The 18997-nt window shown below is 71.1% G+C and carries 16 protein-coding genes and 1 pseudogene; 5 read left to right on the forward strand and 12 right to left on the reverse strand.

Going from position 1 to position 18997, the window contains the following annotated elements; all coding sequences use genetic code 11:
• Positions 1-436: 436 nt before the first annotated feature.
• On the forward strand, positions 437-1723 hold the full coding sequence (aspS, locus tag O7624_RS23905; RefSeq protein ID WP_282237343.1) for an aspartate--tRNA(Asn) ligase: 1287 nt from the start codon (positions 437-439) through the stop codon (positions 1721-1723).
• A 135-nt stretch (positions 1724-1858) separates the two neighbouring features.
• Here the strand turns inward: aspS and lipB are convergent, their stop codons facing one another.
• Both lipB and O7624_RS23915 read right to left on the reverse strand, forming a co-directional pair.
• Positions 1859-2503, reverse strand: a complete 645-nt coding sequence (gene lipB / locus O7624_RS23910) for a lipoyl(octanoyl) transferase LipB (RefSeq protein WP_282237344.1) — start codon at positions 2501-2503, stop codon at positions 1859-1861.
• 127 nt (positions 2504-2630) lie between these two features.
• Positions 2631-4451: a DUF2079 domain-containing protein gene (locus O7624_RS23915; protein WP_282237345.1), complete on the reverse strand. Its 1821-nt coding sequence runs from the start codon at positions 4449-4451 to the stop codon at positions 2631-2633.
• Between the two features lie 170 nt (positions 4452-4621).
• On the opposite strand from O7624_RS23915, the gene O7624_RS23920 reads away from it, so the two are divergent.
• Positions 4622-5863: a PHB depolymerase family esterase gene (locus tag O7624_RS23920; protein WP_282237346.1), complete on the forward strand. Its 1242-nt coding sequence runs from the start codon at positions 4622-4624 to the stop codon at positions 5861-5863.
• 95 nt (positions 5864-5958) lie between these two features.
• On the opposite strand, the gene O7624_RS23925 is transcribed toward O7624_RS23920, so the two are convergent.
• The 3 genes and pseudogenes from O7624_RS23925 to O7624_RS23935 form a co-directional block, all read right to left on the reverse strand.
• Positions 5959-6858 carry a TIGR01777 family oxidoreductase gene (locus tag O7624_RS23925; RefSeq protein ID WP_093401575.1) on the reverse strand — a complete coding sequence of 300 codons (900 nt, stop codon included), beginning with the start codon at positions 6856-6858 and terminating at the stop codon, positions 5959-5961.
• Positions 6859-6905: 47 nt separating this feature from the next.
• Positions 6906-7912 (reverse strand): annotated as a pseudogene (locus tag O7624_RS23930) (aldo/keto reductase).
• A 236-nt stretch (positions 7913-8148) separates the two neighbouring features.
• Complete coding sequence (locus tag O7624_RS23935; RefSeq protein WP_282237347.1) at positions 8149-8493, reverse strand: hypothetical protein; 345 nt, start codon at positions 8491-8493, stop codon at positions 8149-8151.
• Positions 8494-8553: 60 nt separating this feature from the next.
• Between O7624_RS23935 and O7624_RS23940 the strand changes: the two genes are divergently transcribed.
• Positions 8554-9393 carry an alpha/beta hydrolase gene (locus tag O7624_RS23940; RefSeq protein ID WP_282237348.1) on the forward strand — a complete coding sequence of 280 codons (840 nt, stop codon included), beginning with the start codon at positions 8554-8556 and terminating at the stop codon, positions 9391-9393.
• Positions 9394-9540: 147 nt separating this feature from the next.
• Here the strand turns inward: O7624_RS23940 and O7624_RS23945 are convergent, their stop codons facing one another.
• From O7624_RS23945 to O7624_RS23960, 4 genes are read right to left on the reverse strand one after another with little or no spacing between them, the layout of a single operon-like run.
• Positions 9541-9960 carry a type II toxin-antitoxin system VapC family toxin gene (locus O7624_RS23945; RefSeq protein WP_282237349.1) on the reverse strand — a complete coding sequence of 140 codons (420 nt, stop codon included), beginning with the start codon at positions 9958-9960 and terminating at the stop codon, positions 9541-9543.
• Positions 9950-10219 carry a type II toxin-antitoxin system prevent-host-death family antitoxin gene (locus O7624_RS23950; protein WP_282237350.1) on the reverse strand — a complete coding sequence of 90 codons (270 nt, stop codon included), beginning with the start codon at positions 10217-10219 and terminating at the stop codon, positions 9950-9952. The genes O7624_RS23945 and O7624_RS23950 overlap by 11 nt, the downstream gene beginning before the upstream one ends.
• Before the next feature lie 48 nt (positions 10220-10267).
• A complete protein-coding gene (locus tag O7624_RS23955) occupies positions 10268-11590 on the reverse strand; it encodes a low temperature requirement protein A (protein ID WP_282237351.1) in 1323 nt (440 codons plus the stop codon).
• A gap of 45 nt (positions 11591-11635) precedes the next feature.
• Positions 11636-12214: a TetR/AcrR family transcriptional regulator gene (locus O7624_RS23960; protein ID WP_282237352.1), complete on the reverse strand. Its 579-nt coding sequence runs from the start codon at positions 12212-12214 to the stop codon at positions 11636-11638.
• 137 nt (positions 12215-12351) lie between these two features.
• Between O7624_RS23960 and O7624_RS23965 the strand changes: the two genes are divergently transcribed.
• Positions 12352-13305 (forward strand): SDR family NAD(P)-dependent oxidoreductase, encoded by a 954-nt coding sequence (locus tag O7624_RS23965; RefSeq protein ID WP_282237353.1) that lies wholly within the window; start codon positions 12352-12354, stop codon positions 13303-13305.
• A 99-nt stretch (positions 13306-13404) separates the two neighbouring features.
• Here the strand turns inward: O7624_RS23965 and sucB are convergent, their stop codons facing one another.
• Complete coding sequence (sucB, locus tag O7624_RS23970) at positions 13405-15216, reverse strand: 2-oxoglutarate dehydrogenase, E2 component, dihydrolipoamide succinyltransferase (RefSeq protein ID WP_093401241.1); 1812 nt, start codon at positions 15214-15216, stop codon at positions 13405-13407.
• Between the two features lie 72 nt (positions 15217-15288).
• On the reverse strand, positions 15289-16680 hold the full coding sequence (lpdA, locus tag O7624_RS23975) for a dihydrolipoyl dehydrogenase (protein ID WP_282237354.1): 1392 nt from the start codon (positions 16678-16680) through the stop codon (positions 15289-15291).
• Between the two features lie 179 nt (positions 16681-16859).
• Between lpdA and O7624_RS23980 the strand changes: the two genes are divergently transcribed.
• Positions 16860-17189, forward strand: coding sequence for a hypothetical protein (locus O7624_RS23980; RefSeq protein WP_093401239.1), 330 nt, complete (start codon positions 16860-16862; stop codon positions 17187-17189).
• 123 nt (positions 17190-17312) lie between these two features.
• On the opposite strand, the gene O7624_RS23985 is transcribed toward O7624_RS23980, so the two are convergent.
• A complete protein-coding gene (locus tag O7624_RS23985) occupies positions 17313-18884 on the reverse strand; it encodes a leucyl aminopeptidase (RefSeq protein ID WP_282237355.1) in 1572 nt (523 codons plus the stop codon).
• Positions 18885-18997: the final 113 nt, after the last annotated feature.

Raw genomic sequence — 18997 nt, forward strand, 5'->3', positions numbered from 1 at the left:
GCCGTCACCCCGGAAATCCTGTGACGCCGGACACCGGGCTGCAAAAAAACACGTAACAGGACGACCCGACGGGGTGTTAGCGTGCGCGGCGAGTAGCGACGACGGAGCCGAGTAGCGCACCGATCCGCCAGTTGAAGAGAGCCGCCGGTGGCTGCGAGGCGGTCTGGCACCGGGGCCGCGAAGACCCTCCCGAGCTGCGGGAAGAACAGCGTTTGGTGCCTGGACGGTCCTGAGCAGGGCGGCTCCGGCATCCGCGCCCAGTAGAGCCCGCCCGGCTGGCCCCGGTGAAAAGGCGACGAACGAGGCTCCCGTCCCCGACGGGAGCGAAGGTGTGGTGGCACCGCGAGGTTCCCGCTCGCCCACACCTCCCGGGGCTGAGGCGACGCCTCGCCACCCGAGGTGGCCAGGGCGTTGCGATCGACCGAGGAGAGCCACTGTGCAACGCATCCTGTCCGACCAGCTCGCGCCGTACACCGGGCGTACCGTCCGGATCGCCGGCTGGATTCACCGCCGCCGCCTGCTCAAGTCGGTGGCCTTCCTGATCGTCCGGGACGCCGTCGGCCTCGCCCAGGTGGTCGTCACCGACCCCGCGGTGCGCGCCGAGGTCGAGGCGTTGCCGGAGGAGACCGTCGTCGAGGTGGTGGCCACCGTGGTCACCAACGCGGCGGCGCCCGGTGGGTTGGAGCTGACCGACCCGACGGTACGGCCGCTCGGGCCGCCCGCCGTGCCGCCCCCGTTCGACCTCTACCGACCCGAGCTCGCCGCCACCCTGCCGACGCAGCTCGACCACGCCCCGGTCGCCCTGCGCCACCCGACCCGATCGGCCGCGTTGCGGATCTCGGCGGCGGCGGTGGCCGGCTTCCGGGCCGCGCTGGACGCCCGCCGCTTCGTGGAGATCCACACGCCGAAGGTGGTCGCCTCGTCCACCGAGAGCGGGGCGAACGTCTTCGCGCTGGACTGGTTCGGCCGGCCCGCGTACCTGGCCCAGTCGCCACAGTTCTACAAGCAGCTCATGGTCGGGGTCTTCGAGCGGGTCTACGAGGTCGGGCCGGTTTTCCGCGCCGAGCCGCACGACACCGTGCGACACCTGGCGCAGTACACCTCGCTCGACGTGGAGCTGGGCTTCGTCACCGACCACCGCGACGTGATGACGGTACTGCGGGACACCCTCGCCGGGATGCTCGACGCGGTCGGTGACCGGGCCGCGGGTGCGCTGGACACCCTCGGCGTCACACCCCCGCCGGTGCCGGCGCAGATCCCGGCGGTGCACTTCACGGAGGCGCTGCGGATCGCCAACGCGCCCGCCGACGAACCGGACCTGGCACCGGCGCACGAACGGACGCTGGGGGAGTGGGCCCGGCGCGAGCACGGGTCGGAGTTCCTCTTCGTCACCGGGTACCCGATGGCGAAGCGGCCGTTCTACACCCATCCGGACCCGGCGCGGCCGGGCTACTCCAACGGCTTCGACCTGCTGTTCCGGGGCCTGGAACTGGTCACCGGTGGCCAGCGGCTGCACCGGCACGCCGACTATCTGGCCGCGCTCGCCGACCGGGGTGAGCCGGTGGAACCGTACGCCGGCTACGTCGACGCGTTCCGCCACGGCATGCCCCCGCACGGCGGCTTCGCCATCGGCCTGGAACGCCTGGTCGCCCGCCTCACCCACGCCCCCAACATCCGCCAGGTAACCCCCTTCCCCCGAGACCTCCACCGCCTAACCCCCTAACCCCCCGGCGGGGTTGATCAAGAAGTTTGCGTCGGGGATCCGCACCGGAACCGACGCAAACTTCTTGATCACCGCGGGACTGGGTGGGGTGGAGCTGGAGCTGGAGCTGGAGCTGGAGCTGGGGTGGGGGAGGGGTTAGGGGGTGGGGAGGAGGGTGGGGAGGTGGCGTTCGACTGCGGGGAGGACGTCGGCGATGGTGACGGGGCGGCCGAGCTCGGCGGTCAGCGAGGTGACGCCGGCGTCGCGGATGCCACAGGGCACGATCCGGTCGAAGTACGCCAGGTCGCAGTCGCAGTTGATGGCGAAGCCGTGCAGGGTCACGCCTCGGGCTACCCGGATGCCGATCGCCGCGACCTTGCGCTCCGGACCTTTGTCGTCGGCGGGCACCCACACCCCGCTGCGCCCGTCGACCCGGCCCGCGGCCAGCCCGAACTCGGCGCACACATCGATCAGCAACTGCTCGACCCGGCGTACGTACGCAACCACGTCGACCGGGTCGGGTAGGCGCACGATCGGGTAGCCCACCAACTGGCCCGGGCCGTGCCAGGTGATCTTGCCGCCGCGGTCCACGTCGATCACCGGGGTGCCGTCGACCGGGCGGTCCCACGGCTCGGTGCGCTTGCCGGCCGTGTAGACGCTCGGGTGCTCCAGCAGCAGCACGGTATCGCCCTGCCCGCCGGTGACCACCGCCTCGTGCAGGCGCCGCTGTTCGTCCCAGGCGGCGGAGTAGTCGAGGACACCGGCGCGTACGGCCGTCAGGCCGGAGGTCGTCACGGTCACGCGTCCAGCCTAGACCCGTACCCGCTGGTCACCAGTGGTGAGCCGGCTCACCGCCCGACCGGCTGGCTCACCGCCCGACCGGCTGGCTCACCGCCCGACCGGCTGGCTCACGGCCGGACCGGCTGGCTCACCGCTGGACCTGCCATACCCAGACGTCCTCGACCCGCTCCGGCTCACCGAAGAGCAGGACCAGGGTGCGGCGGACGGCCTCCTCGTCGACCGGCCACTTGGCGCCGTGCACCTGGTCGGCGAGCACCACGGTCTCGATTCGCCAGTGCTCCAGGTCGGCCCGGACCTCTTCGCGGGTGCCCTCGGTGACGATCGGCGGCAGACCGCTGCGGGCGGCCTGGTCCAGCAGCGCGCCGAACGGGCGCGGCACCGGACCGATGCGTCCCCGGTCGTCCGGACCGCCGGGGCCGAGGAAGAAACCGGACGGGATGGCGAATTCTCCCTGTCGGTTCGCCAGCGCGTACGCCTGCCAACGCTGGCCGTCGGGGTAGACGTCGAGGGTGAGCGGTGCGGGAGTCAGCACCCCTCCCGTGGAGACGTAGTCCCGCCAGGCGCCGGAGGTGATGAAGCGGGGAATCGGCTCACGTTCGCTGGTCAGCAGCGGAGTGGGGAGCAGTGGCACCAGGGCCACCGCGAAGCCGACCGTCCAGGCCACAGCCGTGGGGCGGGAGGGCGGACGTCGACGCAACTGGTCCACCGCGTACGCCAGCAGCAGGCCGATCACCGGCGTCACCACCAGCGCGAACCGGGCGGGCAGCGCGGCGTTCACCACCGGCAGGTGCCCGAGCAGGTCGAAGGGCATCGGCAGGTCGGTTCGCCGGCCGTCGACCTTGGCCACCGGCCCGAACGAGAGCGCGGTGAACACCACCGCGACGATCCCGAGGGCCCACAGGGTGGCCCGTCGACGGGCATCACCGCCCCGCCACAACAGCACGAAACAGCCGACGGCGAGCACCAGCAGCGGCAGCCCGAAGAAGGAGTTCTCCTCGGTGGGGTTCGGCGCCAGCGAGGTGCCGAACCCGGCCTCGCCGCCCAGGGAGCGGCGCGGATAGGCGGCGTACGCGGCGATGTCCTCGGAATGGATCACCGCGTCGAAGCCGGTGCCGTGGAATCGCTGCGGCCCGGCGAAGTGCAGCCACAGTGGGTAGGCCAGCAACACCCCGGCGACCACCGCGGTCACCGCCAGCCCGCGCAGGAACGAGGGCAGTACGGCGCGGGCCTCGGTCCGGTTGGCCGGGTGCAGCGCCCAGACGGCGACGAAGAGTCCGAGCGCCAGCGCGGTGAAGAAGAGTCCCTCGGCGGCGATCGAGAAGGCGACCGCGACGAGTACGCCGAGGACGGCGCCGTCACGCAGCCAGTGGCCTGGCCGGCGCAGCGCGAACAGCCGCCATGCCAGCAGTGGCACCAGCCAGCCGGCGGTCCAGTTCAGGTGGGCGTTGGCGTGCGAGACCATCCCGGGGGAGAAGCCGATGAACAGTCCACCGACGGCCGCGGCGAGCGGGCTGCGGACCAGGTGCCGGGAGAGCAACCAGTACCAGGCGACGGCGGTGGCGGCCAGATTGAGGGTGAGGATCACCAGGAAGGTGGCCGACGGGCCGATCAGGTACGTCAGCGGGGCGAAGACCGCCGCGTACACCGTGATCGAGGTGTTGACCGCGAGGTTCACCCCGTCCGGGACGTTGATGAGATAGGTGAAGAGGGGGTTGTCCCCGTGGGTCAGCGCGTGCCCGCCGAAGGCCAGCAACCATTCGAACAGCGCCTGGTCGCTGGAGTTGACGGTGATCGCCCGCCCGTTCGGGTCGATCCACAGCCCGCTGGTCACCCAGACGGCGAGCGCCAACGCGACAAGCACCACGATCAGATCGACGCGGCGGTCGCGGGCGACCCGCGACGGCGACGGTGAGGCGGGCGCGGGAGCCACGGACGGGGAGGTGGGCACCTAGCGGACGTTACCAACCGCACCGGGACACGCCGGTCAGACCCGGCAGGTAGGCGGCGGCCCGTGCTGCCACACCCGGACATCGACGAATATGTGCACGGCCGCCATGTCATCGGTGTGACACGAGTGCGTAACGTCGCGGCAATCATTGGTGACCCAGCTCACACCCCATGGAGGCTCTCGTGCGCCGCACCCGTACCCGGCTCGCCGGTGCGCTGGCCGGGCTGGCCCTGGCCGCCACCGCGCTGGTGGCCGTCGCCGCGCCCGCCCAGGCCGCAACCCTGACCCAGGTCACCGGCTTCGGCTCCAATCCCGGCAACCTCGCCATGTACGCGTACCGGCCGGACAACCTGCCCTCCGGCGCCCCGGCCGTGGTGCTGCTGCACGGCTGCGCCCAGAACGCCAGCGGCTACTTCGCCAACTCGGGCTGGCAGAAGTACGCCGACCAGTGGCGGTTCGCGCTGATCGTCCCCGAGCAGCGTTCGGCGAACAACTCCAGCTCCTGTTTCAACTGGTTCGAGACCGGTGACACGTCCCGGGGGCAGGGCGAGGCGCTCTCCATCAAGCAGATGGTCGACCACGCCAAGTCGACGTATGGCACGGCCGCCAACCGGGTCTACGTCAGCGGGCTGTCGGCCGGTGGGGCGATGAGCGCCACCATGCTGGCGACCTACCCGGACGTCTTCGCCGGCGGCTCGATCATCGCCGGGCTGCCGCACCGCTGCGCCACCAGCATGATCAACGCCTTCTCCTGCATGAGCCCGGGTGTGGACAAGAGCCCCGCGCAGTGGGGTGATCTCGTCCGCAACGCCTACCCCGGCTACTCCGGTGCCCGCCCGAAGGTGGCCATCTGGCACGGGACCAGTGACTACACGGTGGCGACGGCTAACGCCACCGAGTCCCGCGACCAGTGGACCAACGTGCTCGGTGTCTCGCAGACGCCCACCAGCACCCGGCAACTGCCGGCCGGCACCAGCGTCGAGGTCTACGGCAACGACGTGGTCCGCGTACACCGGGTCTCCGGCATGGGGCACGGCACCCCCGTCGACCCGGGCTCGGGCGCGGACCAGTGCGGTACCGCCGCCGCGTACTTCCTGGACACCATCTGTTCGACGTACCACGACGCGGTCTTCTTCGGCCTGAACGGCGGCGTCACCCCGACCCCGACGGCGACTCCGACCACGTCGCCGAGCCCGACCGCGTCACCCACCCCGACCGCGAGCCCGACCCCCACCGGTGCCCCGACATGCGTCACCGCCAGCAACTACGCCCACGTCTCCGCCGGCCGGGCGTACCACTCCGGCGGCTACGCCTACGCCAACGGCTCCAACCAGCGGATGGGCCTCTACAACACCTTCTACACCACCACCCTGCGCCAAACCGCACCCAACCACTGGCTCATCGGCTGCTAACCACCCCCGCGACGCCTGCGTTGATCATGAGGTTGGCGGCAGTTTCAGATCAACCCTGCCGCCAACCTCATGATCAACAGGCTGGAGGGGAGGGGTCAGTCGTGGAGGGCGGCGTGGAGGGCGGTGCGGAGGTCGGGGTGGCGGAAGGTGAACTGGGCGCGGTTGAGGACGCCGGGGAGGACGCGGGTGCTGGTCAGCGCCTCCTGGGCGAAGCCGCCCAGGGCGACCTTCAGGGCCAGCGCCGGGATCGGGATGACCGCGGGACGGTTCAGTTGGCGGGCCAGCTCGCGGGTGAACTCGGCGTTGGTGACCGGGGCCGGGCCGACCACGTTGACCGGCCCGGCGAGGTCCGCCCGGGCCAGCAGAAACGTGGTGGCGTTGAGCCAGTCGGTCATCGAGATCCACGGAATCCACTGCCGGCCGCTGCCGAGCCGGCCGGCGATACCCAGCTTGAACGGCAGCAGCTGCGGCTTGAGCAGCCCACCGTCGCGGTGCAGCGGTAGCCCGGTGCGCAGCCGCACCACCCGTACCCCGGCGTCCTCGGCCGGCCGGGTGGCCGCCTCCCACACCCGGGACACGTCGGCGAGGAAACCCTCGCCGGCCGGCGCGTCCTCCTCGACCACGCGGTCGCCGGTGTTGCCGTACCAGCCGATCGCCGAGGAGTTCAGCAGCACCTCCGGCCGATCGGCAGCCGGCAGCCCGGCGATCGTGGTGGCCAGGGTGGTGGTGGTGTCCACCCGGCTGGACCGGATGAGCTGCCGGTACCTGTCGTTCCAGCGCCGGTCGCCGACACCGGCGCCGGCCAGGTTGATCACCGCGTCGGCCTCGGCGACCACCGCCGGGTCCAACTGCGCCGCCGACGGCGACCATCGTCGCTCGTCGGCGGCGCGCGGCGGTCGTCGTACCAGCCGGGTCACCTGGTGCCCGTCGGCGACGAGCAGATCGACCAGCCGGGTGCCGAGGAAGCCGGACGCGCCGGCCATGAGGATCCGCATGCCCTCCATCTTCGGGTACGCGCGGCGACCCGGCCCGGTCGAGTCGGTCACGCCCGCGTGCCGGTCCCGTCCCGACGTAGCTCCGACAGGTGCCGCTCGACCTCGTCGTAGGCGTCGGCGGGCAGCGGCCCGAGGGTGAGCACCCGGCGTTCTCCTCGACCTGCGCCACCGTGCGGAAGCCGGGGATCGGCACCGTACGCGGGCTGCGGGTCAGCAGCCAGCCGAGCGCGCCCTGGGCGAGGGTGCGGCCGTCGGCGGTGAGTGCCGCGCGTACCCGAGCCACCCGCTGCGCCCACTGCGGCGCCGGCCTGCCGTCGGTGAACCAGGGCAACCACTCCGGTGCCCGCCCCCGCACGTCGTCGTCGCCAAGCGACCGGGTCGCGGCGGTCAGCAGCCCCATCGCCAGCGGCCCCCGGTTGATGCTGGCCAGGTCGTACTTCTCGCAGACCGCCAGCATGTCGGCGTTGTCCCGCAGCACGGACTGGTCGTGCTGGATCGCCGTGCAGTGCGGGGCGGCCGGTGCGAAGGCGGTGGCCGAGTCGGGGTGGTCGGTGCTCCACCCGTACGCCCGGATCTTGCCCTGGGTGACCAGGCCCTCGAGCGTGTCGACCAGGTCGAGCGCGAGCGCCGGCGCCAGGTCGTTCAGGTGCAGTTGCAACAGGTCGACGTGATCGGTGCCGAGCCGGCGCAGCGACGCCTCCAGACTCGCCACCGCGTACTCGGGACGGTGGTCCTCGCCGGTGGCCCGGCGGGTCGCCTCGTCGGAGGTGAAGCCGAACTTGGTGGCGATCACCACCCGGTCCCGCCGCCCGGCGAGCGCCCGGCCGAGCACCCGCTCGCTGTGCCCGGCCCCGTAGTTGCTGGCCGTGTCGAAGAAGGTCACCCCGTGCTCAAGCGCCGCGTGCACGGCCCGCACCGACTCCTCGTCGTCGACCTCGCCCCAGCCCAACGGCTGCCGGTCGTCACCCCACAGCGGGCCGCCGATCGCCCAGCACCCCATGCCGATGGCGCTGACCTCGATCCCGCTTCGACCCAGTTTCCGTGTCGTCGTCATGCCGCCAAGCGTCGCGCTTGGAGCACACTCGAAGTCAAGCGCGCTCACGCGACCTCGTGGGTGGGGGTGGCGGTGGCGCGTACGGAGGTCAGGTGCCTCGGTGGCGGCCTCGCGGTCCGGACCGACCAGCGACGGCTGAACAGCCCCAGCCGGTCGACCGGTCGCCGTGCACGCTATCGGAGCCGGTCGGCCGGTGCCGTCGGGCAGGATGACAGCTGCCGACGTCGTGGCCGGCATCATTTGATGCCGTGGAGGAAGCAGGCGGCCAGGTCCCGCAGCCGGTCGAGGCTCGCGACGTAGTAGCTCTCGGGTTCTGGCCGGGGGAAGCTGGGGTGCGCGGTATGCCCGGCAACCCAGCTCGGGATCGAGCGAAAGCCCTCCACCAGCCACTGGTCGGGCGCCTCGCGGCGGTCGTACCGCTCACAGACGACCCGCATCGCCGCCGCCAGGCGGGCGAAGGCAGCGCGATCCCATGTCAGGTCGATGCGTAGTTGCAGCAGGAAGGAGCCGTCATCGGCCCCGAACTCGCTCCGCAACTCGTCGAGCGCTTCTTCGACCGTCTGCTCGCGTTGTCCGCTCACCGGCGCAGCTTAGCCAGCCGAAGCTGCTCGCACCGATGACCGTCTGGCAATCTTGGCCGGATGGATCTGACGGAAGAGTTCGAGTGGCGCGGACGTACGGTCCGATGGGGTCGGACGGGTTCCGGGCCCGCCGTCGTGTTCTGCCACGGGACGCCGTGGTCGTCGCAGTTGTGGGGCCCCTACGCCGAGGCCCTGAGCGACCAGTTCACGGTCTACCTGTGGGACATGCCCGGTTACGGGCTCTCCTCGAAGCTGTCAGAGCACCGGGTGTCGCTGGACGTCCAGGGTGAGTTGCTGGCCGACCTCCTCTCGTACTGGGAGTTGCCGTCCCCACAGGTCGTGGCGCACGACTACGGCGGCGCCGTCGCGTTGCGGGCTCGTCTCCTGCACGGCTGTTCGTTCGCGTCGCTGGCGCTTGTCGACGTGGTGGCGCTGGCTCCCTGGGGGTCGGATTTCTTCCGGCTGGTACGCGAGAATGCCGACGTTTTCAGCGCCATGCCGCCCGCCGTGCACGAAGGAGCGCTCCGGGCCTACATCGCCGGAGCCAGCCTCCGGGGTCTCACACCCGACCAGATGCAGGCGCTCGTGTCTCCGTGGCTCGGTGCGACCGGGCAGGCCGCTTTCTACCGGCAGATCGCCCAGGCGGACCAGCGCTACACCGACGAGATCCAGGACCTTTACCCCCGTCTGGACCTGCCGGTCCTGGTGGTGTGGGGTACGGACGACACCTGGATCCCGGTCGACCGTGCCCACCGACTGGCCGACCTTGTCCCGGGCGCCCAGCTGAAGCTGATCGAGGATGCAGGTCACCTGATCCAGCTCGACCAGCCTGTACAACTGGCCATGGCGCTGCACCGTTGGCTCACCGCCCAGGCCCTGCTGGAGGCCGGTGATTCGTGATCGCTGGCCAGCGGTTGCATCCGAGCCACCTCCGGCAGGGTCGGTGCTGATCGTCAATCGTCGGCCGGGGACTGCCAGCAGCTCCAGCGGGCGCCCAGCCGGCAAGGAGATCGAACTTCGGGCGGTCGGCAGCCGCCCGGGCTTCTGTCAGGGGCGGCGTACGGGTTGGATGCTGACCAGGTCCGCAAGGCCGGTGAAGTCGCCCGGGTTGGTCGTGTAGAGCGGCAGTTGGTTGACGTGAGCCACCGAGGCGATCATCAAGTCGGCGATGCGGCGGCGAGTGGTGCGGCCGGTGACCAGGACCGCGCCAGTGATCAGGCCGAAGGCGCGCGCCGCCTCGGCATCGAAGGGTAGTGGGTCGAACGTGGCCTCGGTGTGTTGCAGGACGCTGGTTCGTCGCGCCCGCTCGGCGGGGTCGTCGGTGTGGTGTGGACCGGCGGACAGTTCGGCGAGCGTGACTGCGCTGATCACCATCTCTTCGGGCAGTTCCTGCGGGTCGAGGGCACCCAGGTGGATGACGATGTTCGTGTCGATCAGCCCACGGCCGGCAGACGAGTCACCACTCACGGTCGGACAGGTCCTGGTCGACTGCCGAGTCAAGGTCGCGGCGGAACCGCTCCACGTTGAGTACGGGCGCGGTGGCGAAGGCCGCCATCACCTCGGCGCGTGGCACGTAGGTGCGTCGCCGGAGCGGTATCAGCTTGCCGATCGGCGTGCCGTTGCGCGTGATGATGAAGGAATCACCCCGCTCTACGCCGCGCATGATCGACCCGGAGTCGTTGCGCAGCTCTCGCTGCGTGATTTCCCGGTGGGCGTGCTCTGCCATAGCTCCATGCTAGACGAAGGTGCTACAAAGTGCTACATCCTGGTCGTGTCAGGTTGTGCCGGGGGGGTGGCCGTGCCAGCGGGCGCGGTAGGCGGCCTCGTTGGTCTCGTGGGTGGTGCGCTCCTCGAAGACCACCGCGCGCAGCGTGTGCCGGGCCTCGGACATCAGCACCACTTCGGCGAGGACCAGGCCGACACAGATCGCGGTGAGCAGCCCGAGAGCGACCAGCCCGGGCATCGGCATGGCGACCGGGATTGCGGCGAGCAGCACGACCAGGGTGCCGACCCGGGTCCAGCTCAGCGTGTGCAGGGTGCGTAGCTGGAACGCCATGTTCCCGAGCAGGTAGAGGAACACCCCGCCGAACAGCATCGGCACGTTCGGCCCGCGCGCCGGCTCGGTCACCGGCACGCCGGGCTCGGCGACGTCGTGCACGATGCCCTCGGCGCCGAGGGCGAACAGGATGATCCCGGCGATCATCGGCAGGTAGAGGTACGCATAGGCGTCTCGGGCCATCAGTACCCGGGCGCGACCCAGGCTGGCGTGCAGGGCGATCCGGGCGGCCGGTCCGATCAGGTCGTAGTGCACCCACCAGAGGGCGGCGGTGAAGAAGATCCCGAAGACGGCGGCGGTCACCCCGGGCCAGGTCGGAGCCTGGCCGAGCAGGTTGCTGCCGACGCCGACGGAGATCACCGACTCCCCGAGCGCGATGATCAGGATCAGGTCGTACCGTTCGGTCCAGTGCTCCGCCGAGGTCACCTGCCAGCCCCAGGTGCGGGCCAGCAGCCCGGTGCCGTACTGGAGCAGCACCACGCTCACCCAGAGCGCGTCGCGGACGAGGGCGGCCGTCCCGGCATCGGGGATGTGCGGAGGCAGCAGCGCCGCGACGAGCAGCAGCATGGTGCTCAGCGCCAACTCCGGGGCGTACCGGAGCAGTTGCCGGCGTTCCGCCGGGTTGTCGCGCACGACGTGCAGGAACAGGATCAGGTGGATGGCCCGGATGACCACGTAGCTGACCGCGACCACGACCGGCCCGGCCTCTTCCTTGTGGTCCATGAACGCCTGCGGCAGGGCGAGGGCGAAGCAGAACAGCGCGGCCATCCCGATGACCATCAGCACCGGTACGAAACCCTCGCCGATGCGGATCCGGGTGGCCACCACCGTGTGCACCACCCAGCACCACCAGAGCACGGCCAGCACCAGCGCGGCGTGCAGCAGTTGGGTCCCGTTGATGTTGGCGGCGGTGGCGCGGGTGATGATGAAGAACGAGAAGACGAAGACCAGGTCGAAGAAGATCTCGAACTTGTCGACCCGGGCGCCGGGTGCGATGCCGACGGCCGGCCCGAGCCGCCCCCGCCAGCCCATGTCGCCCACGGGCTGAGTCTGGCAGCGCCGACCTGGGCGTACGCCCGTTTCCGATCAGTCAGGCCGGCGGTACCGCAGGCCGTCCATCAGCAGGTCGAGCAGGCGTCGGGCCTGGTCGCGCTGTTCCCGGCCGCCGGTGGCGAGCGACACCCCGCTGAGCCCGGCGAGGACGTCGGCGGGCTCCACGTCCGACCTGATGGTGCCGGCCGCCGCGCCCGCCGCCAGCAGTCGGGTCAGGGCTGAGAGCAGCCGGTCCCGGCTCTGCGCGAACGGGTTGGTGCCGGCTGCGATCACCAGGCGCAGCGCGTCGGCCATTTCCCGCTTGGTGGCGAGGTAGTCGATGAAGTGGTCCATCCAGGCCCGGGTGGCCGCCTCCGGTGGCAATCGGTCGAGCAGCTCGGCGGCGGAGTCGCAGAGGCGCTCCAACTCGTTGCGGTAGGCGGCCTCGACGAGTGCCTCACGGGTGGGGAAGTGCCGGTAGAGCGTGCCGATTCCGACTCCGGCGTCGCGGGCTATCTGCTCCAGGGTTACCTCCGCGCCGGACCGGGAAAACGCCCGGACGGCCGCCTCCAGCAACCGTTGGCGGTTGCGCAGCGCGTCGGCGCGCAACGGTCGGGATGGCTGCTCCGGCACGTACTCCTCCTGACAGTCGGCCTCCGACCGGTTGGCAAACGGAGGAACCTCCGGTTAGCCTGGCGGTAACGGAGGAGCCTCCGCTTCTCATCGTAGCGGCGGACCGACCCGCCGCACATCTGAGACAAGGATGGATCATGACCATCGGCACACCTGTCAGCACCCCGTTCACCGCGGCGTCCACCGCGCTGGAGGTCGTCGCCGGCATCGACCTCACCGGGCGCCGGGTCGTCGTCACCGGCGGCGGGTCGGGCATCGGCGTGGAGACCGCCCGGGCGCTCGCGTCCGCCGGAGCCGACGTCACCCTCGCCGTCCGCAAGCCCGAGCAGGGCGACCGGGCGGCAGCGGAAATCATCGGTACGACCGGCAACGACCGGGTCACCGTGGCCCCGCTCGACCTGGCCGACCCGGCCTCGGTGGCCGCCTTCGTGGCGAACTGGGACGGCCCGCTGCACATCCTGGTCAACAACGCCGGCATGATGGCCTCGCCGGAGATGCGTACCCCGCAGGGCTGGGAGATGCAGTTCGCCACCAACCACCTGGGGCACTTCGCGCTCGCCACCGGGCTCCACCCGGCCCTCGCCGCCGCGCAGGGCGCCCGGATCGTCTCGGTCAGTTCGGCGGCGCACCTGCGCTCACCTGTCGTCTTCGACGACATCAACTTCGAGCGCCGGGCCTACGAGCCGTGGGCCGCGTACGGGCAGTCCAAGACCGCCAACATCCTCTTCGCGGTCGAGGCGAGCCGGCGCTGGGCCGACGACGGCATCCTGGTCAACGCGCTGCACCCCGGCGCGATCCGTACCAACCTCCAGCGCTACGTGACCGAGGACGACCTGGCTCGGATGCGCGCCCAGAGCGGGCCGGCCACGCCATCCTGGAAGAACCCGGAGCAGGGGGCCGCCACCTCGGTCCTGGTGGCCACCTCACCGCTGCTCGACGGGGTCGGCGGCCGCTACTTCGAGGACTGCCAACAGGCCGGCCCCAACCAGCCCGGCACTCGCACCGGCGTGGCCGACTACGCCCTCGACCCCGAAGCCGCCCACCGCCTCTGGAACCTCAGCACCCAATCAACAACGCCGCTAACCTCCTGATCAACAGGGGGCGGGCGGGGTCGGGGTACGGGTAGGGAAGGGCAGACAGCAGGGCGCCCCGGTCCGGTGGACCGGGGCGCCCTGCTGGTGCGCTGGGGGTTACAGGCCCAGTTCGGCTTCGAAGTTGCCGGCCTCCAGGCGCTCCTTGACCGCGGTCAGGAACCGGGCCGCGTCGGCACCGTCGATCAGCCGGTGATCGTAGGACAGGGCCAGGTAGACCATCTGGCGTACCGCGATGACCTCGCCCAGATCCGGGTCGTTCACCACTACCGGACGCTTGACCACGGCACCCGTACCCAGCATCGCCGACTGCGGCGACGGCACGATCGGGGTGTCGAAGAGAGCGCCCCGGCTGCCGGTGTTGGTCAGCGTGAAGGTCGCACCGGCGATCTCGTCCGGGCTGATCTTGTTGGTCCGGGTCCGCTCGGCCAGGTCGGCGACCCGCTTGGCGATACCGCCCAGGTTGAGGTCACCGGCGTTGTGGATGACCGGCACCAGCAGGCCCCGCTCGGTGTCCACCGCGATGCCGAGGTTCTCGGCGTCCGGGTAGGTGATCGTCCCGCCGTCCAGGTCCATGCTGGCGTTGACGATCGGGTACGCCTGAAGCGCCTCGATGGCCGCGAGAGCGAAGAACGGCAGGAACGACAGCTTGACACCGTGCCGCTGCTGGAACGACTCCTTGGCCTGCGCCCGCAGCTTGGCGACCTTCGTGACGTCCACCTCGACCACCGTGGTGAGCTGCGCCATCTCGTGCAGCGACGAGAGCATCCGCTTGGCGATGGCAGCGCGAATGCGCGGCAGCTTCTCGGTGGTGCCCCGCTTGGCGCTCGGCTGCGGCTTGGCGGCCGGCTTGGCCGGTGCGCCCGCCGCCGGCTGTGCTGCCGCCGGTGCCGGCGCGGCCTTGGCCGCCTTGGCCTTCTCGGCCGCTTCCAGCACGTCCTGCTTGCGGATCCGACCGCCGACACCTGTGCCATTGACCGAGGCGAGGTCCACGTTGTGCTCGCTGGCCAGCTTGCGTACCAGCGGGGTCACGTAACCGGCTGCCTGCTCGCCGCCGTTGGACGGGGCCGCCGCGCGCTGCGGGGCCGCGGCCGGCGGTTGCGCCGCCTGCTCGGCCTTGACCGGCTCCTGCGCGGTCTCGGCCTCGGCGGCCGGCTCGTTGTACGACATGCCGGGCGTCGGCTCGGAGACCTGCGGCTCCGGCTTCGCCTCGGGCTCCGGCTCGGGCTTCGCCTCCGCCGCGGGCTTCGGCTCCGGCTTCGCCTCGGCCGGCGCGGCACCGGCGGCACCAACCACGGCCAGGGTCGCGCCGACCTCTGCGGTCTCGTCCTCGGCGACCTTGATCTCCAGGACGGTACCGGCGACCGGCGAGGGAATCTCCGTGTCGACCTTGTCGGTGGAGACCTCCAGCAGCGGCTCGTCGACCTCGACGGTCTCGCCGACCTGCTTGAGCCAGCGGGTGACCGTACCCTCGGTCACGCTCTCGCCCAGTGCCGGCATCTGCACCGGAGTGCCCTCGCCCGACGGCGCCGGGGCCGCCTGCGCCGGCTGCTCGGCCGGCTCCTCGACGGCGGGCTGCTCCGCCTCGGCCTCCGGCTCCGCCGCAGCCTCGGCGGCCTGCTCGGCGGGGGCCTCCTGCTGCTTCGGGGCGGCTCCGCCGCCGGCCGACTCGCCCTCGCCGGAGATCACCGCCAGCTCGCTGCCGACCTCGGCCGTCTCGTCCTCGCCCACCACGATCCGGGTCAGCACCCCGGCCGCCGGGGACGGGATCTCGGTGTCGACCTTGTCGGTGGAAACCTCGAGCAGCGGCTCGTCGACCTCGACGGTGTCGCCCTCCTGCTTGAGCCAGCGCGTGACGGTGCCCTCGGTGACGCTCTCGCCGAGCCGGGGCATGGTGACCGATACCGGCATGTTCTCCAGACTCCTTCATTTCCCTGGTGGGGGGAGCGTCGCCCGTCGCCGGACGCCGCGGGTACGTCGTGGTCAGGCGTGCGCGTGCAGCGGCTTGCCGGCGAGCGCGAGGTGCGCTTCGCCCAGGGCCTCGTTCTGCGTCGGGTGGGCGTGCACGAGCTGCGCCACCTCGCCCGGGTACGCCTCCCAGTTGTAGATCAGCTGCGCCTCGCCGACCAGCTCGCCGACCCGCGCGCCGACCATGTGCACGCCGACCACCGGACCGTCCTCGACCCGCACCAGCTTCACGAAGCCGGCCGTCTTGAGGATCTGGCTCTTGCCGTTGCCGCCGAGGTTGTAGTTGTAGGTCTTGACCTTGTCAGCGCCGTACTGCTCCTTGGCCTTCGCCTCGGTGAGCCCGACCGACGCCAGCTCCGGGTCGCTGTAGGTGACCCGGGGGATGCCCGCCTCGTCGATCACCGCCGGGTTCTGGCCGGCGATCTCCTCGGCGACGAAGATGCCCTGCTGGAAACCGCGATGGGCGAGCTGGAGACCGGGCACGATGTCGCCCACGGCGTAGACGTTCGGCACGTTCGTGCGCAGCCGCTCGTCGGTCAGCACGTAGCCCCGGTCCATCTTCACGCCCTGCTCCTCGTAGCCGAGGTCGGCGGTGTTCGGGCCCCGGCCGACCGCGACCAGCAGCAGCTCGGCCTCGACGGTGTCGCCGCCGGCGATTGTCACCTTCACGCCGTTGTCGGTCTTCTCGACCTTCTCGAACGGCTTGCCGACCTTAAAGTTGATCTTCCGCTTGCGGAAGGCCCGCTCCAGCGCCTTCGACGACTCCTCGTCCTCGGCGGCGACCAGCCGGGGCAGCGCCTCGACGATCGTCACGTCCACTCCGAAGGACTTCCACACGCTGGCGAACTCGACGCCGATCACGCCGCCGCCGAGCACGATCGCCGAGGCGGGGACCCGGTCCAGGGTCAGGGCGTGGTCGCTGGTGATGACCCGCTCGCCGTCGATCTCCAGGCCCGGCAGGCTCTTGGCGTACGACCCGGAGGCCAGCACCACGTTGCGGCCGGTGTACCGCTTGCCGTCCACCTCGACCGCGTTCGGGGCGACAAGCTTGCCGTGCCCCTCCACGATCGTGATCGACTTGTTGCCCTTGAGCATGCCCTGCAGGCCCTTGTAGAGCCGCGAGATCACGCCGTCCTTGTACGAGTTGACCCCCGCCATGTCGATGCCGACCAGCTCGGCCTTGATACCGAACTGCTCCGACTCGCGGGTCTGGTCGGCGATCTCGGCCGCGTGCAGCAGCGCCTTGGTCGGGATGCAGCCGTTGTGCAGGCAGGTGCCGCCGAGCTTGCCCTTCTCGACCAGTGCCACGGAAAGGCCCAACTGGGTGGCGCGCAGTGCGGTCGCGTAACCGCCGCTACCACCTCCGAGGATGACGATGTCGAAGGTTGCGTCGTTCGGCTCGCTCACGTCCAACTCCCAGGTCGCTTCGCTGCATCGGGGGTCACGGCGGGGTAACACGGACACACCCCACCTCGGCCATCTTGTCACCACCGCGTCGCACCCGCGTACCGAGGTGCCCAACGACACGTTGCCGCCACGTACCCTTGGCTCTGCCTTCGATACGCCACGACTGGGGAGACGGCTCGGTGGGACTGTTCCGGCGAAGCAAGCGACCACGCGCGGCTGACCCTGACCGTACGGCCAATCGTGCCGATCTGGAGCACCTTGAGAACTTCGTCCGTACCCGTAAGGGCGTCGAGGCGTACATCGAACCGCGTACCACAGTCACCGAAACCACGGTGATCCTCATCGCCGACGACGGCGAGTGGACCCGACGCCGGATCGACGGGCCGGACGGCGCGCGGCGGTTCGCGTACCGGCTGAGCATCCCGATCTACGACGTGGCGCTGATGGGCTACCCCCAACGCATGCGCGACTACAACGAGCGCCGCAAACGCCGCCCCGAGCAGTACTGACCCGCTCCCGCGCCCCGCGCCCGCGCCGGGGAGGCAGCAGTTTCGGGGAAGTTGCTGCCTCCCGGCGCGTGGACACAACAACTTCCCCGAAACTGATCGAAACCTGCGCAGCCCGCGCGGGGCTCAGCCGTTGGCGGCCACGTCGTCGATCAGGTGCAGCAGGGTGCGGACCGGGACGCCGGTGCCGCCCTTGGTCCAGTAGCCGGTCGCCTCGCCTGCGTGGTACGAGGGGCCGGCGATGTCGATGTGCGCCCAGGCGACGTCGTCGGTGACGAACTCACGCAGGAAGACCCCGCCCTGGAGCATGTGACCGGCCCGGTCCATGCCCGCGTTCACCTGCGAGATGTCGGCGACGTCGGAGTCCATGCCCTTGCGCACGTCGTCCGGCAGCGGCATCGGCCAGGCGGGCTCGCCGACCGCGTCACCGGCACCGCGGACCCGCTCGCACAGCTCGGCGGTACCCATCACGCCGGAGATCCGCTTGCCCAGCGAGACGACCTGACCGCCGGTCAGGGTGGAGGTCTCGAACAGGTAGTCGCAGCCGTCGGCGCAGGCCCGGGCCATCGCGTCACCGAGGATCATCCGGCCCTCGGCGTCGGTGTTGAGCACCTCCACCTTCTTGCCGTTGAACATGGTGACCACATCGCCGGGCCGGTACGAGGTCCCGGACGGCATGTTCTCCGCCATCGGCACGTAACCGGTCACCGCCACGGACGGCTTCAGCTCGGCCACCGCCAGCATGGTGGCCGCCACCGCCGCCGCCCCGGCCATGTCGGACTTCATCTCCCACATGCCCTGGGCCGGCTTGATCGAGATGCCACCGGTGTCGAAGGTGATGCCCTTGCCGACCAGGGCGACCCGCTTACCGGTGCCGCCACCGTCCGGGGTGTAGGTCAGCTTGACCAGTCGCGGTGGGGCCTCCGAGCCCTGACCGACGGCGATGATGCCGCCGTACCCGCCCTCGCGCAGAGCGACCTCGTCGAGCACCTCGACGTCGAGACCGGCCGCCCGACCCGCCTCGGCGACCGCGTCGGCGAAGGCCGGCGGGCGCAGCTCGTTCGGGGCGATGTTGACCCAGTCGCGGGTACGTCGGACCGCGCCGGCCACCGTCTGGGCCCGGACCACCTCGGCCTGTGCTGCCGCGTCCGCCGCGTCCGGTACGGCCACCAGCACCTCGGCGACCGGCTCGCGGCGGGTCGGCTGCGGACGGGTCTTGTACCCGGCGAAACGGTAACCGCCCAGCAGCGCGCCCTCGGCGACCGCGCGCAGCGCGTCGGCGGCGTCGGCGTCGTCCGGCAGCGGCAGCGTCATCGCCACGCGGGCCGCGCCGGCCAGGGCACGCACGGCGCCGCCCGCCGCCCGGCGCAGCGTCTCCGGGGCGGGTGCCGCACCACTGGGCTCCGGGCCGAGGCCGACGGCGGCGAGCACCGGCGCGCTGACGGTGCCCAGCGTCGCCAACTTGATCACCTCACCCGGGCCGCCGGTCGCGCCGAGCAGTGCCAGCGTCTCGGTCAGCTTGCCGTCGAAGGCGGCGGCGATGCTCTCGGCGCCGCTGGCGAGCAGCAGGGTGCCGGCGAGGCCGCTGGTGGCGTCCTGCTCGCCGGTCGTACTGTGCACGCCGATCACGATCGCGTCGACGGCGAGCTCGGCGGGGTCGGTGTCGACCAGGCTCAGGGTGGTGCTGGGCGATGTCACGGAGGCTGCTCCCGGGCGGGCCGGGCCGGTCGCGTGGTGGCGTACCGGCGATGGAGTTCCCCGACGGATGATTACCCGCCGGACGTCATTGCTGCCCCGCCGGGTCATCCGGC

The sequence above is a fragment of the Verrucosispora sp. WMMD1129 genome, assembly GCF_029581255.1.
In the GTDB taxonomy this organism is placed as follows: Bacteria; Actinomycetota; Actinomycetes; order Mycobacteriales; family Micromonosporaceae; genus Micromonospora; species Micromonospora sediminimaris.